Origin of the sequence: Paraburkholderia sp. RL17-347-BIC-D, from assembly GCF_046027915.1 — a bacterium.
GTDB lineage: Bacteria > Pseudomonadota > Gammaproteobacteria > Burkholderiales > Burkholderiaceae > Paraburkholderia.
Genome location: NZ_JARESS010000016.1, coordinates 53069 through 68108, shown reverse-complemented (window position 1 = coordinate 68108; position 15040 = coordinate 53069). Strand labels below are relative to the sequence as shown.

Here is a 15040-nt window from a genome sequence, read left to right as displayed (position 1 = left end):
CGGCCGGCGCCCAATCAGTCTCGCCATTTATTCTCCGCTCTGCGTTCTGCGAATTAACGTGGCTATAATGAGATCGAATCCAACCTGAAATTGTCCGCGGCCCATTTGGCGCGGCCGGCTTGGCGCGGGTCTGACGACTTCAGTGCGGCTCCCCTTTCGTGGCCCGTCGAAGCGCCCGGCACGCACAGCGCGCCCGGAGGCGGCCATGCTTGAATCACTTTCCCTCGCTGCGGGCCTCTCATGGGGCAGCGGTCTGCGCCTCTATCTGACGGTCCTGCTGGCCGGCGTATTCGCCCGTCTCGGCCTCGTCCATCTTCCCGATACGCTGTCCGCGTTGTCCTCGCCGTGGGTCATCGGTGTGGCGGGCGTGCTGACCGTCACCGAATTCCTCGCCGACAAGATCCCCGCGTTCGATTCGCTGTGGGACGCGGTCCATACCTTCATCCGCATTCCGGCGGGCGCCGTGCTGGCAGCCGGCGCGCTCGGCCATGCCGATCCGGCGCTGTTGACCGTGGCCGCGCTCGCGGGCGGCACGCTGGCGGGCACGGCGCACCTTGCTAAAGCGGGCACGCGCGCGTTGATCAATCTGTCGCCGGAACCGGTGTCGAATGTGGTGACCTCGACCGCTGAAGACGGACTCGTGTTCGGCGGCATGCTGCTCGCGCTGTTCGTGCCGCTCGTCTTTCTGGTGTTGATGGTGGGCTTCCTGATGCTGGCCGGCTGGGCGTTGCCGCGGCTCTGGCGTGGGGTGCAGGGCGGTTTTCGCGGCATGGCGACGCACATGGTGTCGCGCTTTGCCAGGAGCAGGCACGATTGAGCGATACGGTACGGGGTTCCACGGCGCGCAGGGCTTTACCGACGACGACGCGCCGGTTCGGTGGCATGGATCTGGTGCGCCAGTCCATTCGCATGACGGCGCGCGACTGGCGCGCGGGCGAGCTGACGATGCTGCTGCTGGCGCTGGTGCTAGCCGTGGCGGCTTTGTCGAGTGTCGGCTTTCTGGCTGACCGTCTGCACCAAGGGCTCGAACGCGACGCGCGGCGCATGATTGCCGCCGACTTCATCGTGCGGGCCGATCATCCGGTCGATCCGCAATTCGCCGGGCAAGCCAAAGCGCTCGGTCTGAATACCGCCAGTACGGCGATCTTTCCCAGCATGATCAATTCGACCGGCGCACAGCCGGTCTCGCGGCTTGCCGCCATCAAAGCCGTGTCGCCCGGTTATCCGCTGCGCGGCGCGTTGCGCATCGCGTCGGCGCCGGGCGCGGCGGACCACCCGGCGCAGTCGATTCCGCCGCCGGGCGTCGTGTGGGTCGATCAGGCGCTGCTCGACGCGTTGAAGGTGCGTGTCGGCGACGCGGTGAAAGTCGGCGGTCGCAACTTCACGATCGGCGCGGTGATCACGCGCGAACTCGACCGCGGTTTCTCGTTCGTCAACTTCTCGCCGCGCCTGATGCTGCGTGCCGACGACGTGCCGTCGACCGGCCTCGTCACCTACGGCAGCCGTGTGACGTACCGCTTGCTGGTCGCGGGCCCGGACGAATCGGTGGCGCGTTTCGCGCAGTTCGCGCATGAGCGGGTGGACGGCGGCAAGATGCGCGGCGTCGCGCTCGAATCGCTGCAGGACGGGCAGCCGCAAGTGCGCCAGACGCTCGACCGCGCGAGTCACTTCCTCACGCTCGTCTCGCTGCTCACGGCCTTGCTGGCGGCCGTGGCGATTGCAATGGCCGCGCATCGGTATATGCGCCGTCATCTGGACGGCTGCGCGGCGATGCGTTGCCTTGGCGTCAGTCAGTCGACGCTGCGTGCGCTCTTCACGCTTGAATTCGTGGGACTCGGTTTGATTGGCGGCGCGCTGGGCGTGGCGCTCGGTTACCTCGGGCATCTCGCGCTGCTCACGTGGCTCGGCAGTCTGATCGACGTCGCGCTGCCGTACCCGACGGTATGGCCGGCACTTGAAGGCATCGCGGCCGGTCTCGTGCTGCTCCTGGGCTTCGCGTTGCCGCCGCTGTTGCCGCTCACGCGCGTGCCGCCGGTGCGCGTGCTGCGCCGCGAATGGGGCGAAGCGGGGCGCACGGCGTGGGCGGCCTACGCGCTAGGCATCGCGCTGTTCGCCGCGCTGCTGATCATCGCGGCAGGCGAGTTGAAGCTCGGCGGGATCGTCGCGGGCGGCTTCGCGGGCGGGATGCTGGTGTTCGCGTGCATCGCGCGGCTCGCGCTGTGGGGCGCGGCGCGCGTCGTGCGCAGCGAGCGCGTGAATGCGAGCATCGGCTGGCGTTATGCGCTGGCGTCGCTCGAACGGCGCAGCAGCGCGAGCGCATTGCAGATCACCGCGCTCGGCATCGGCCTGATGTGTCTGTTGCTGATTGCGATGACGCGCAACGACCTCGTGGCCGGCTGGCGTAAATCGACGCCGCCCGATGCGCCCAACGAATTCATCATCGACATTCAGCCCGACCAGCGCGACGCCGTCACGCAATATCTGAGCACGCATGGCGTGCCCGGTACGGTGCTCGCGCCGATGGTGCGCGGACGGCTGACCGCGATCAACGGTAAGCCGGTCAATCCGGACGCGTTCAAGGGCGACGACGCCAAGCGTCTCGTGGATCGCGAATTCAATCTGTCATACACGACCGAGCTACCCGACGACAACCGTCTCGCCGCCGGCACATGGTACGGCGACACGAAAACGCCGCAGATTTCGATCGAGCAAGGACTCGCCAAGCTGATCAACGTGAAACCCGGCGACATGCTGCGTTTCGACGTGACCGGCTTGCAGATCGACGCGCCGGTCACGAGTGTACGCAAGCTCGACTGGGGTTCGTTCAAGGTCAACTTTTTCGTGCTGATGCCGCCCGCGGCTTTGCAGGATTTCCCGGCGACGTTCATCACGAGCTTCCATTTGCCGCAGGAGAAACAGTCGACCATCGACGGCCTGATCTCCACTTATCCGAACCTCACCGCCATCGACACCGGGCCGATTCTCGCGCAGGTGCAGCGCGTCTTGCAGCAGGTGATCGGGGCGGTGCAGTTCCTGTTCGCGTTCACGCTCGCGGCGGGCGTGCTCGTGCTATACGCGGCTCTTGCCGGCACGCGCGATGAGCGTATGCGAGAATCCGCGCTGCTGCGCGCGCTGGGCGCGTCGCATCGACAGGTGCGGGCGGTGCAGATCGCCGAGTTCGTCGCGGTCGGCGCGCTGGCGGGTCTGATGGCGGCGGCCGGCGCGCAGGCCATCGGCTACGTGCTGGCGACGCGCGTCTTCGAGTTCTATCTGAGTTTCAATCCCTGGTTGTTGCCGGCGGGCATCGCCGCCGGCATCGCGTGTGCCGGCGTGGGCGGCTGGCTAAGCTTGCGGCATGTGCTGGCGCGGCCGGCGTTGCAATCGCTGCGGGACGCGTGATTTTTCTTATCGGTTAGTGAGCAGGTATGAGTGATTTGAACGACGAAGTGTCCGCGGCGCAGCCGACGGCCTTCGAACTGGTGGGCGGCGAAGCGCGTGTGCGTGAACTGGTCGACCGCTTTTACGACCTGATGGATCTCGAAGCGGATTTCGCCGGAATCCGCGCGTTGCATCCCGAATCGCTCGACGGTTCGCGCGACAAGTTCTTCTGGTTCTTGTGCGGCTGGATGGGCGGCCCGGATCACTACATCAGCCGCTTCGGTCATCCGCGTTTGCGCGCGCGGCATTTGCCGTTCGCGATCGCCTCCAGCGAGCGCGATCAGTGGCTCAGGTGCATGGCGTGGGCGATGGAAGACGTCGGTCTTGCCGAGCCGCTGAGGGAGCGCCTGCTCGGCTCGTTCTTCGAAACGGCTGACTGGATGCGCAACCGGAATGGCTAACGGGTTGGGGTTGGGCTCGACACCCGGGGCGGCAACTGCGGATTACGCCGACATGCCTCAGGAAGCACGCGAAGTCCTAGACTGCTGGTTCGGCGTACCGGGCGCGCCGGAGTTCGGCACGGAGCGCAAAATCTGGTTTTCACGCAATGCCGCTTTCGACACGATGCTGCGGGAACGCTTCGGTACCCTGATCGATGCGGCCCGCGAGTCCGCGCTCGACAACTGGACGCAAACACCGCTCGGCGCGCTGGCGCTCGTCGTCGTGCTGGATCAGTTCTCGCGCAATTGTCACCGTAACACGGCGCGCGCGTTCGCCGCCGACCAGAAAGCCTTGCTCACCGCGCAGCAGATGATCGCCAGTGGGGCCGACCGCCGGCTGCCTACGGTGCATCATCGCGCGTTCGCCTATCTGCCGTTCGAGCACGACGAGACGCTCGCAAGTCAGCGCGAGTCGCTGCGTCTGTTCAAGCAGTTGAACGCGGAGCGGGGCGGCAAGTCGTATTACCGGTCCGCGGTGCGGCACGCGGAAATCATCGAGCGTTTCGGACGCTTTCCGCATCGCAATGCGCCGCTCGGGCGTCCATCGACGGCGGAAGAAAGCGCCTTCCTGCGCACACCCGGTTCATCGTTCTAGGCCCACAGGCACTCGCCGCTCGGCTGACGCGCACGCGGCGCGTAGCGAGCAGGAAAGCGAGACCTAGCGCCCGCCGGATACATCGAGCAGCGCACCCGTCACATACGAAGCAGCGTCGCTCAACAACCAGACGATCGTTTCCGCCACTTCGTCGGCCGTGCCGGGGCGGCCGAGCGGTGTGGTCGCGCCGAGTTGCGCGGCGCGCTCGGGCTTGCCGCCGCTCGCGTGGATCTCGGTGTCGATCAAGCCAGGGCGCACCGCGTTCACGCGCACGCCTCGCGGGCCGAGTTCCTTGGCGAGGCCGAGCGTCATCGTATCGACGGCGCCTTTCGAGCCGGCGTAGTCGACATATTCGTTCGGCGAACCAAGACGCGACGCCGCCGACGACACGTTGACGATCACGCCGCCCGCGCCGCCGCTGTCGGTCGACATGCGCCGCGCGGCTTCGCGCGCGCACAGATACGCGCCCAGCACGTTGACGTCGAACATGCGCTTCAGGCGCACGAGGTCCATGTCGGCGAGTTGGCTCGACGGCGCGACGATCCCGGCGTTATTGACGAGCGCATCGAGCCGGCCGAACTTCTGTTGAAGCGCGTCGAACATCGCCAGCACGTCGGCTTCGTTTGCGACATCGCCCGCAATCGTCAACGCGCGGCCACCCGCGCGTTCGACTTCGGCGGCGGTGTCCTGTGCCGCGGCGAGATTTTGCGCGTAGTTCACGCCGACCGACCAGCCGCGCGCACCCAGCAAACGCGCGGTCGCGCGGCCAATGCCGCGGCTGCCACCGGTGATCAGAACGGCTTTCGTCATCGCAACCTCAACGTTAGGGGAAACTCAGACCGCGTCGCGCTTGATCGCCCACTTGTCGCTGACGGGCGGCTGGTAGCGTTGCAGCTTGCCGATCAACCCGGCGGGATCGGCGTCGATCTGCAGGATGTCGAAATAGGTCTGGCGCATGAAGCCTTCGTCGACCGTGTGCTGAAGCATATTGATCAACGGATCGTAGAAGCCGTCGATATTCAGCAGCGCCACCGCTTTCTGGTGGTAGCCGAGTTGCGCCCACGTGTAGACCTCGAACAGCTCTTCGAGCGTCCCCGCGCCGCCAGGCATCGCGACGAACGCGTCGGACAGGTCGGCCATCATCTTCTTGCGATGATGCATATCGGGCACGACATGCAGTTCAGTCAGGCCGTTATGGCCGACTTCCTTGTTGACCAGCAGCTCGGGAATCACGCCGATCGCGCGGCCGCCTTCGGCCATCACCGTGTCGGCGATCACGCCCATCAGACCGACCTTGCCGCCGCCGTACACCAGTGCGAGATCGGCTTGCACCAGCGCGCGGCCAAAGGCGCGCGCCGCTTCCGCATACAACGGTTTGGCTCCGTTGGAGGAGCCGCAATACACACACACCGACTTCATGCTCAAACGTCCTTCGGTTCGTTGCGGGGCGCGGCGCCTTCCTTGGGCGGCAGGTAGTCGTAAAACTCGCGCTTGGGCAGCTTGCCCGACACGAGGTCGTCGAAAATCTGCCGCGAGCGGCCGCGCAGATAAGGCGCCATCAGCGACACGATCTGTACGCTCACCTGATGCAGCTCCGCGCGCATCGCTTCCTGCTCGTTGTATTTGCGCGGGTTCATCACGAACTGGTACGAGAGCCAGTACGTGCCGATCACGCCGACGTTGGTGGCGATCACGTGCAGCTCTTCCGGCGTGACGACCATTTCGCCGTCGGCGACGAGCTGTTCGCAGAACTGGCTCGCAAACCGCACCTTGTGGCTGATGATCTGCTTGAAATGCGTTTCGAGCGTGCGATTGCGCGCCAGCAGATCGTTCAGGTCACGATACAGGAAACGATAGCGCCACGTGAAATCGACCATGTACTGCAGATACGACCACATTTCGTCGATGGTCGCGCGATGGTCGTCGGGAAAACGCAGACGCTTTTCGATCTCCTGCTCGAACTGGCTGAAGATGCTGTTGATGATGTCGTCTTTGTTGCGGAAGTGGTAGTACAGGTTGCCTGGACTGATTTCCATTTCCTCGGCGATCGTCGTCGTCGTGACGTTCGGCTCGCCGATTTCGTTGAACAGCTTCAACGACAGTTCGAGAATCCGTTCGCGCGTGCGGCGGGGAGGTTTGGCTTCCATGTCGTCCGGCCCTGGTTACGCCGGGCTGGGGCACACGGCGGCGTGCCGCTCTTTGCGTGATCCACCCGGACGCGGTTGGTATATGAGCGCCCCCAACCTGTCGCAGTTCGACAGGCCTCCGCGAGGGCAATTCCCCAAGCCCCAAAGGGGACTTCCTTCGGAACGGGGACTTCCTGCGGAGCGGAAAACTTGGGGCGGTCCAGCGTTTTCCTGTGAGACTGTCGGACGATTATAAACCGAGCGTTCTTATACCAAGCGGATAGTCAGGGTTTTCATTGCTCAAGGCGGTTTCGCGCGCCGTTCGACGGCGGCGTGAGCGCATTAAAACGCGCTGACGCGCGCCTTCACAGCCATGCCTTGACCCAATGCACGACCAGTGGCCCGACGATCAGCAGCCACGTCATCAGGCACATGCCGAGCGCGACCATCACGGCCGCGCTGCCGAGATCCTTCGCGCGGCGCGAGAGTTCATGGCGTTCGAGCGAAATCCGGTCGATGGCCGCTTCCACGCTCGAATTCAGCAACTCGACGATCAGCACCAGCAGCACGGAACCGAGCAGCAATACGCGCGACACCGGCTCGACCGGCACCAGCACGCCGCAGGGAATCAGGATCGCGGCGAGCGTGAGCTCCTGGCGAAAGGCGCTTTCCTCGCGAATCGCCACGCGAAATCCGGCGAGCGAATTTTTCATCGCGTGCCAGGCGCGCGTGAGGCCGCGATTGCCTTTGTAGGGATTGAAAGGCAGCGGCGCGAGTGGATCGTCGGGACTGAGCGGTTCGTTCTGCGTGTCGGATTGCGTGCCGTTCTGTCGCGTGCCGTTCGCGGCACTCGCTCCGTTCATGCCGTTCAAACCATGTGCATGATCTGCATGATTCGGCGTGCCTGGCTCGCTCACGTCGTCGAAGGGTTCGATGCTCGCGTTGTCGTTGTCGTTGTCGTTCTCGGCATCGACGGCACGCAGCGCGCCGTTCGGCGCGCGCCCCACGGTGGATGGTCTGGTTCGCATGGACAACTCGGCACGCCGCGTCACGCGGCGGCGCTTTCCTCGCGATATGAAGCGCGCGGCAGCGGCTTCAGATGCGCGGCGAATTGCTCGGAGGCCGCCGCCCACGAGAAGCGTTCGGCCCACGCGCGCGCGTGGTTGCGATCGATCTTCAGCGCTTCAAGGCAGGCTTCGCGCAGGTCTTCGTGCATCGCACCCGCGCCGCCGTCGCCGAGCACGTCGATCGGACCGGTGACGGGATACGCCGCGACCGGCGTGCCGCAGGCGAGCGCTTCGAGCAGCACGAGCCCGAACGTATCGGTGCGGCTCGGGAACACGAAGACGTCCGCCGCCGCATAGACCTTCGCCAGCTCGGCCTGCGTCAGCACGCCCAGGTAATTCGCTTGCGGATAGCGCGACTTCAGTTCGGCGAGCGCCGGACCTTCACCGGCAACCCACTTCGAACCCGGCAGATCGAGCTTCAGAAACGCCTCGACGTTCTTCTCGACTGCCACACGTCCCACGTACAGAAAGATCGGCCGTGCGCTGTTGAGCACCTTCGAGTCCATCTGGTGAAAGATGTCCAGGTCGACGCCGCGCGTCCACAGCACGACGTTGGTGAAGCCGAATTTTTCGAGGTCGCTCTTGACGACCGGCGTGGGCGCCATCACAGCCAGCGACGGCTTGTGAAACCAGTGCAGAAACTTGTAGGTCGCGGCGAGCGGAATGCCGAAGCGCGCCTGCACGTACTCCGGAAAACGCGTGTGATAAGCGGTGGTGAACGGCAGCTTGTGCTGGATCGCGTAGGCGCGCGCGGCCATGCCGAGCGGACCTTCGGTGGCGATGTGCAACGCGTCGGGCGAGAAGGCATCGATACGCTCGCGCAGCTTGCGGCGCGGCAGCAGCGAGAGGCGGATCTCAGGATAAGTCGGGCAAGGGATCGTTTTGAATTCGAGCGGCGTCAGCAGATCGACGTGATGGCCGAGCGCGCTGAGTTCGCGCGTGGTGTTTTTCAGCGTGCGCACGACGCCGTTGACCTGCGGTTCCCATGCGTCGGTGACGATCATGATCTTCATCGGTTTTGGCCCAATAGAAGTTAAGAGGGACTACGCGGTCGCCCGGGCCTTTTGCACGCCCACTTCCGGGGAGCGCATCACGGTCCAGTAGATCACCTTCAGTTCGCCTTCATAGGTTTCGACGAGTGCCGACAGGCTTTCCACCCAGTCGCCGTCGTTGCAATACAGGACGCCGTCGATATCGCGTATCTCGGCTTTGTGGATGTGCCCGCAGACCACGCCGTCGCAGCCGCGGCGGCGTGCTTCGTCGGTCATCACGCGTTCGAACGAGGAGATGAAATTCACCGCGTTCTTCACCTGATGCTTCAGGTACTGCGACAGCGACCAGTACGGAAAACCGAGCCGGCTGCGGATCCGGTTGAACCAGCGGTTCAGGATCAGGATCATGGTGTAGAGCGTGTCGCCGAGATAGGCGAGCCACTTGGCGTGCTGGATCACACCGTCGAACAGATCGCCGTGCACGATCCACAGACGCTTGCCGGCGAGCGTGGTGTGAAACGCCTCGCCGCGCACGTGGATGTCGCCGAACGCGAGGTCGCAGAACTGGCGTGCGGCTTCGTCGTGATTGCCGGGCACGTAGATCACTTGCGTGCCTTTGCGCGCCTTGCGCAGCACCTTCTGCACGACGTCGTTGTGGGCCTGCGGCCAGTACCAGCCTTTCTTCAACTGCCAGCCGTCGATGATGTCGCCCACGAGGTACAGATACTCCGACTCGTTGTGGCGCAGAAAATCGAGCAGATAGGGCGCCTGGCAGCCGCTCGAACCGAGATGGATGTCGGACAGCCAGATGGTGCGGTAACGGTGCGGCTCGGCGTGATCGTCGTCGTGATGACTGGCGTTGGCGTCGAGCGGCAGTGGCGGCACGGGCAGCGGCAAGCCGTGACTATGGTTGGGTTCCGGGCGGAACGCGACAGGGTCGACGCTCGGGCCGGTCTGGCGGAACAGGGAAGTCGCGGACGTTTTGGGGTCCATGGCTCACGCGTCGAGTTGCGGTGCCCGTATTGGGCCAAGTGTGCGTGACTGTGCCGTGACAGTCATGAGAAGTTCTTATTACTGCGCGGCGCGGGAGGTGGGGCGGTGGGGGCGACGGGCGGGGGATCAGAATATAGACGGCCGTGATGGGCGCGGCTCGCGCGGCGTCGCGGTGGCTCGACGGGCGCGCGAAGTCATGGACTGGTCAGCTCGGCCGCGACTGGCGTGGCTCGCGTAGTGTGGTAACGACCCGACAGGAGAGCGAAATAATTGTCCGGCCGGCACGGTCGCGCTCGGCATGACGCGCGCCGGGAGATAGCGGCCCAACAGATAAGCGAAATATCGACAGCGTAGCTTGAGACGGATCAGCGCGAGACGCTGACGACCCGCGTGCCCGCGAGGCGGTCGTGCAGGAATTGACGCTGCGGATCGAAGCGGCCGGTGGCCGCCCACAGCACGAACCAGATGCCGGCGATCAGCAGCGTCTGCGGCAGCTTGAGTCCGAGCAGCGGATGCAGCGCGAGCGGCGGCAGAAACCATAGCCACGCGAGCACGTAGCGGGCAACCGCGCGGCCGGTGGAGAGCGGCGTGCCGTCTGCGGCGACCACGCGCAGACGCCAGGTTTTCATCGGCAGGGTCTGGCCGCTGTGGGTCCAGAACCAGACGAAATACACGCCGACCACGAGGCCGATCCATGTTGCCAGCAGGTTGTGATGAGTCAGACCATTGCGTTGCTGCGTCAGCGTGCTGAACAGGTAGCCGGCGACGAACACCACGCCGAACAGGATCACCGCTTCATAGAGCAGCGCCGCGAGGCGCCGCCGGACGGTGGGTGCGTTGCCGTTGGTATCGGCGGTCAATGCTGACGACGCGAGCGGTTGGGACACGGCGCGGCCGGGCTCAGGAGCCGTTGAAGATCGACGGCGCTTCAGCCGGCGAAACCGGCAGCGGCGTAGCAGGCACGAAACTCCCGGCGGCGGGAATCGGCGGCGCTGCGACCGGGCTCGGCAACGACGCCGCGGCTGCCGCGCTCACCGCTGCAGCGCCGCTTGCGCCATGCTCACGCGCATTGACTAGGCGATCGAGCCCCTTGATTTCGCTGCGGCCCGAGGGCGGCGCGCTGACCACGCTGGGGCGCCGCTTGCGCTCGCTGGCGGCGAGCCGTTCCTTCTGTTCTTCGGGCAACTGCTGATACGCCTTCCACGCGTTCTGACGAGTTTCGCGCGGCAATTCCTTCGACACCTGGTAATTTTCACGCGCGACGCGCCGCTGATCGGGCGTCATACGGGTCCATTCAGTCATGCGCTCATGCAGGCGTTTTTGCGCATCAGCCGACATCTTCGGGTAACGCGACGCGATCTTCAGCCATTTGCGCTTACGTTCGTCGCTGAAGGAATCCCATTGGGCTTCAAACGGCGCGAGCGCGATATGCTCGGCCGACGTCAGGCGCGACCATGCCATCGGACTGTTGCTGCCGGGCAGGCTGGGCAATTCGACGGCGAGCGTCGGCGCGGGCGCCTTGGCGGTCGCGTTGGCGCCCGCGACAGGCGCGCTGACGGGCGACGGGCTAGGATAAAAGCGCGGATAAGTCGCGGCAAACGACACCAGGGCCGCGATCGTGCATCCGAAAACAACGGCCAGGCCGCGCTTGTAACTCACCCGAAGAATCTCCCGCTCAGTGGGCGCGTGAAAGGTACGCGTTGAAACCGTGGTCGAGATAGGCATTGAGCGGCAGGTCGTCGCTTAGCATGGCGGCATCGATATCGGCGAGTTCGGCGGTGCGTTGCTGGTCTTCCCAGTAGGCAATGCCCACGAGGCTGACGACCAGCGCGGCGAGCGGCCACGCGAGCGCAAAGCGGCGCAGCGGCGAACGGCGGCGCTGCGGCAGTTCGACCGGCGGCATGCCGGAGGCCATGCCCGCACCGGCGAGGGCCGGCACGAACACCGGCGCGCTCACGGTTTCGGGCTTCTTGCGGGCGAGCGCGGCACGGCGCGCCGCGGCGAGTCGGTCGACGGTGGCGGGCGCAATGCTGGCGGCGTTTTCGTCGAGCGCGCGGCGCACCTGGCGGGCGAACTCGAGTTCTTTAGTTTCGAGGGAGCTCATAGCGTGATTCCTTTGGCCTTGAGCGCTTGCGCCAGCGTGTGGGTGGCCCGCGAGCAGTGCGTTTTCACACTGCCTTCGGAGCAGCCCATTGCGGCGGCAGTCTCGGCGACATCCATATCTTCCCAATAACGCATGAGAAACGCCTCCCGTTGACGTGCCGGTAACTTTTGGATCTCGTCGTCGATTAACTGCAGAACCTGTTCGCGTTCGAGTTTCTGTTCGTTGCTCTCGGAACCCGCCGAGCCTTGCTGGGCCTCGAAGGTTTCGAGGGGGTCGAAATCCTCGTCGTCGGCGTTGCCGAGCGACGAAAAAAGACTCACCCAAGTATTGCGCACTTTCGCACGACGGAAATAGTCGTGCATCGCATTCTGCAGAATACGCTGAAACAGCAGCGGAAGTTCGGCGGCCGGACGGTCGCCGTATTTTTCGGCGAGCTTGATCATCGCGTCCTGCACGATATCCAGCGAGGCGTCGTCGTCCCGCACGGCGTAGACCGTCTGCTTGAATGCGCGCCTTTCGACGCCCGCCAGAAAATCGGCGAGTTCCTTGTCTGATGCCATCCGTTGGGGGTCGGCGCAGCGAGCGTGCGCGTAATCGGTCGAAAAATGTCGTAAAACTCGCGGATGCTAACAAACTTTTGCGCCGCTGGGGCGAAACGTGATTCACCTTGCATCTCTATAACAGGCTTTCGGTCATTTTCGAGATTCGGCGGAAGGCGCCAAGGCAATATTTGCTTGACCGCGCGGGCGTCTGCAGATATCGTCGCTGGTTCGCAACATAAGTGACTTGTCTCAATTGAGGTGTGGCCCAAGAAGCTCACCTGTCAACTGGACGCGCCGCTTGAACCCGAGCCACAAGCCCGGCAGAGAGCACCCGATCAAATTTTTGCCGAAATTTCGAAAGGTGAATTAATGAATATGCCCAGCGCGGAATTCTCCACGTCGGATACGACTCCCCATCTCGAAGCTGACTCTATCGGCGCCACCGTGCTCATGAAGGCACTGGCCGACGAAGACGTCGAGTTTGTGTGGGGCTATCCCGGCGGCTCGGTACTCTACATTTACGACGAGCTGTACAAGCAGGACAAGTTCCAGCATATCCTCGTGCGCCACGAGCAGGCCGCTGTCCACGCCGCCGACGCTTACTCGCGTTCCACCGGCAAGGTCGGTGTGTGCCTCGTGACCTCCGGCCCCGGCGTCACCAATGCGGTGACCGGCATCGCCACCGCCTACATGGATTCGATCCCGATGGTGGTGATCAGCGGCCAGGTGCCGACTGCCGCGATCGGCCAGGATGCGTTCCAGGAGTGCGACACGGTCGGCATCACGCGTCCTTGCGTGAAGCACAACTTCCTCGTGAAGGACGTGCGCGACCTCGCCGCCACCGTCAAGAAAGCCTTCTATATCGCACGTACCGGCCGTCCCGGCCCGGTGCTGATCGACATTCCGAAAGACGTGTCGAAAGCGCCTTGCCAGTACGAACCGCTCAAGACTGTTTCGCTGCGCTCGTACAACCCGGTCACGAAGGGCCACTCCGGCCAGATCCGCAAGGCCGTGGCGTTGCTGTTGTCGGCCAAGCGTCCGTACATCTATACCGGCGGCGGCATCATTCTCGCGGACGCCTCGCGTGAACTGAACCAGTTCGCCGATCTGCTCGGCTATCCCGTCACCAACACGTTGATGGGTCTGGGCGGCTATCGCGCGAGCGACAAGAAATTCCTCGGCATGCTCGGCATGCACGGCACGTACGAAGCCAACATGGCGATGCAGCACTGTGACGTGCTGATCGCGATCGGCGCGCGTTTCGACGACCGTGTGATCGGCGACCCGGCGCACTTCTCGTCGCGTCCGCGCAAGATCATCCATATCGACATCGATCCTTCCTCCATCTCCAAGCGCGTCAAGGTCGACATTCCGATCGTCGGCGACGTGAAGGAAGTGCTGAAGGAGTTGATCGAGCAGCTGCAAACGGCCGAACATGGCCCGGACACCGCGGCGCTCGCCGACTGGTGGAAGGACATCGAAGCCTGGCGTGCGAAAGACTGCCTGAAGTTCGACCGCAAGAGCGAGATCATCAAGCCGCAGTACGTGGTGGAAAAGGCGTGGGAACTGACCGACGGCAATGCCTTCGTGTGTTCCGACGTCGGCCAGCACCAGATGTGGGCGGCGCAGTTCTATCGCTTCAACAAGCCGCGCCGCTGGATCAACTCCGGTGGTCTCGGCACGATGGGCTTCGGCCTGCCGGCGGCGATGGGCGTGAAGATGGCGCACCCGGACGACGACGTGCTCTGTATCACGGGCGAAGGCTCGATCCAGATGTGTATCCAGGAGCTCTCCACCTGCAAGCAGTACGAGACTCCGGTGAAGATCATTTCGCTGAACAACCGCTATCTGGGCATGGTGCGCCAGTGGCAGCAGATCGAATACAGCAAGCGCTATTCGCATTCGTACATGGATGCGCTGCCGGATTTCGTGAAGCTCGCCGAAGCGTACGGCCACGTCGGCATGCGTATCGAACGCACGGCCGATGTCGAGCCGGCGCTCAAGGAAGCGCTGCGTCTGAAAGATCGCACGGTGTTTCTCGATTTCCAGACCGATCCGACCGAAAACGTCTGGCCGATGGTTCAGGCCGGCAAGGGCATCACCGAGATGCTCATGGGTTCGGAAGATCTATAACGACGGAATTTGCGTCGGCTTCGTCATGCGCGCCTTCATGAAAGGCGAGGGCGGACGAAGCGGCGCGACTCCGCTCGCAGACATCGACAAAACATCTGGAAGAAGCGAATCATGAGACACATCATTTCCGTCCTGCTGGAAAACGAACCGGGCGCGTTATCACGCGTGGTTGGTCTGTTCTCGGCACGCGGCTACAACATTGAAACCTTGACGGTGGCTCCGACCGAAGACCGTTCGCTGTCGCGCATGACCATCGTCTCCATTGGCTCGGACGACGTGATCGAACAGATCACGAAGCATCTGAACCGCCTGATCGAGGTGGTGAAAGTGGTCGACCTTACCGAGGGCGCCCACATCGAACGCGAGCTGATGTTGATCAAGGTGAGGGCGGTCGGCAAGGAACGTGAGGAGATGAAGCGGATGTCGGATATTTTCCGCGGCCGCATCATCGACGTCACCGAAAAGACCTACACGATCGAACTGACGGGCGCGAGCGACAAGCTCGACGCCTTTATCGAAGGGCTCGACGCCACGGCGATTCTCGAAACGGTCCGCACGGGCAGCTCGGGGATTGGTCGCGGCGAGCGCATTCTGAAGGTGTGACGCGCGA

General features: G+C 64.0%; 16 protein-coding genes. 6 read left to right on the top strand and 10 right to left on the bottom strand.

What is annotated here, in order from left to right; all coding sequences use genetic code 11:
• Positions 1-205 precede the first annotated feature (205 nt).
• Genes P0D96_RS22210 through P0D96_RS22195 form a run of 4 tightly spaced genes read left to right on the top strand, consistent with a single transcriptional unit; the run spans position 206 to position 4473 of the window.
• Entirely contained in the window at positions 206-817 is a 612-nt protein-coding gene (locus P0D96_RS22210; RefSeq protein ID WP_007175644.1) for a DUF4126 domain-containing protein, read from the top strand.
• Positions 814-3399 (top strand): ABC transporter permease, encoded by a 2586-nt coding sequence (locus P0D96_RS22205; RefSeq protein WP_408315303.1) that lies wholly within the window; start codon positions 814-816, stop codon positions 3397-3399. Before P0D96_RS22210 ends, P0D96_RS22205 begins: the two co-directional genes overlap by 4 nt.
• Before the next feature lie 26 nt (positions 3400-3425).
• Positions 3426-3839 (top strand): group II truncated hemoglobin, encoded by a 414-nt coding sequence (locus tag P0D96_RS22200; protein ID WP_310812467.1) that lies wholly within the window; start codon positions 3426-3428, stop codon positions 3837-3839.
• Positions 3840-3891: 52 nt separating this feature from the next.
• A complete protein-coding gene (locus tag P0D96_RS22195; protein ID WP_408315301.1) occupies positions 3892-4473 on the top strand; it encodes a DUF924 family protein in 582 nt (193 codons plus the stop codon).
• Between the two features lie 63 nt (positions 4474-4536).
• Here P0D96_RS22195 and P0D96_RS22190 read toward each other — a convergent pair whose 3' ends face one another.
• The 10 genes from P0D96_RS22190 to P0D96_RS22145 form a co-directional block, all read right to left on the bottom strand.
• Positions 4537-5283 carry an SDR family oxidoreductase gene (locus tag P0D96_RS22190; protein ID WP_408315299.1) on the bottom strand — a complete coding sequence of 249 codons (747 nt, stop codon included), beginning with the start codon at positions 5281-5283 and terminating at the stop codon, positions 4537-4539.
• Positions 5284-5307: 24 nt separating this feature from the next.
• Positions 5308-5892 carry an LOG family protein gene (locus P0D96_RS22185; protein WP_132375278.1) on the bottom strand — a complete coding sequence of 195 codons (585 nt, stop codon included), beginning with the start codon at positions 5890-5892 and terminating at the stop codon, positions 5308-5310.
• A gap of 2 nt (positions 5893-5894) precedes the next feature.
• Positions 5895-6620, bottom strand: coding sequence for a TetR/AcrR family transcriptional regulator (locus tag P0D96_RS22180; RefSeq protein ID WP_132375276.1), 726 nt, complete (start codon positions 6618-6620; stop codon positions 5895-5897).
• A 344-nt stretch (positions 6621-6964) separates the two neighbouring features.
• Entirely contained in the window at positions 6965-7627 is a 663-nt protein-coding gene (locus tag P0D96_RS22175) for a diacylglycerol kinase (protein ID WP_132375275.1), read from the bottom strand.
• A 20-nt stretch (positions 7628-7647) separates the two neighbouring features.
• On the bottom strand, positions 7648-8679 hold the full coding sequence (locus P0D96_RS22170) for a glycosyltransferase family 4 protein (protein ID WP_106306728.1): 1032 nt from the start codon (positions 8677-8679) through the stop codon (positions 7648-7650).
• A gap of 30 nt (positions 8680-8709) precedes the next feature.
• Positions 8710-9651, bottom strand: a complete 942-nt coding sequence (locus P0D96_RS22165; protein WP_408178037.1) for a UDP-2,3-diacylglucosamine diphosphatase — start codon at positions 9649-9651, stop codon at positions 8710-8712.
• A gap of 365 nt (positions 9652-10016) precedes the next feature.
• Entirely contained in the window at positions 10017-10538 is a 522-nt protein-coding gene (locus P0D96_RS22160) for an RDD family protein (RefSeq protein ID WP_408315297.1), read from the bottom strand.
• A 13-nt stretch (positions 10539-10551) separates the two neighbouring features.
• Positions 10552-11310 carry a DUF3106 domain-containing protein gene (locus tag P0D96_RS22155; protein WP_408315295.1) on the bottom strand — a complete coding sequence of 253 codons (759 nt, stop codon included), beginning with the start codon at positions 11308-11310 and terminating at the stop codon, positions 10552-10554.
• Between the two features lie 16 nt (positions 11311-11326).
• Positions 11327-11755, bottom strand: coding sequence for a DUF3619 family protein (locus tag P0D96_RS22150; RefSeq protein WP_132375269.1), 429 nt, complete (start codon positions 11753-11755; stop codon positions 11327-11329).
• Positions 11752-12315 carry an RNA polymerase sigma factor gene (locus tag P0D96_RS22145; protein WP_012432361.1) on the bottom strand — a complete coding sequence of 188 codons (564 nt, stop codon included), beginning with the start codon at positions 12313-12315 and terminating at the stop codon, positions 11752-11754. Before P0D96_RS22145 ends, P0D96_RS22150 begins: the two co-directional genes overlap by 4 nt.
• 351 nt (positions 12316-12666) lie before the next feature.
• Here P0D96_RS22145 and P0D96_RS22140 point away from each other — a divergent pair, with 351 nt between their 5' ends.
• Positions 12667-14430, top strand: a complete 1764-nt coding sequence (locus tag P0D96_RS22140; RefSeq protein WP_408178040.1) for an acetolactate synthase 3 catalytic subunit — start codon at positions 12667-12669, stop codon at positions 14428-14430.
• A gap of 111 nt (positions 14431-14541) precedes the next feature.
• A complete protein-coding gene (gene ilvN / locus P0D96_RS22135) occupies positions 14542-15033 on the top strand; it encodes an acetolactate synthase small subunit (protein WP_007175629.1) in 492 nt (163 codons plus the stop codon).
• Positions 15034-15040: the final 7 nt, after the last annotated feature.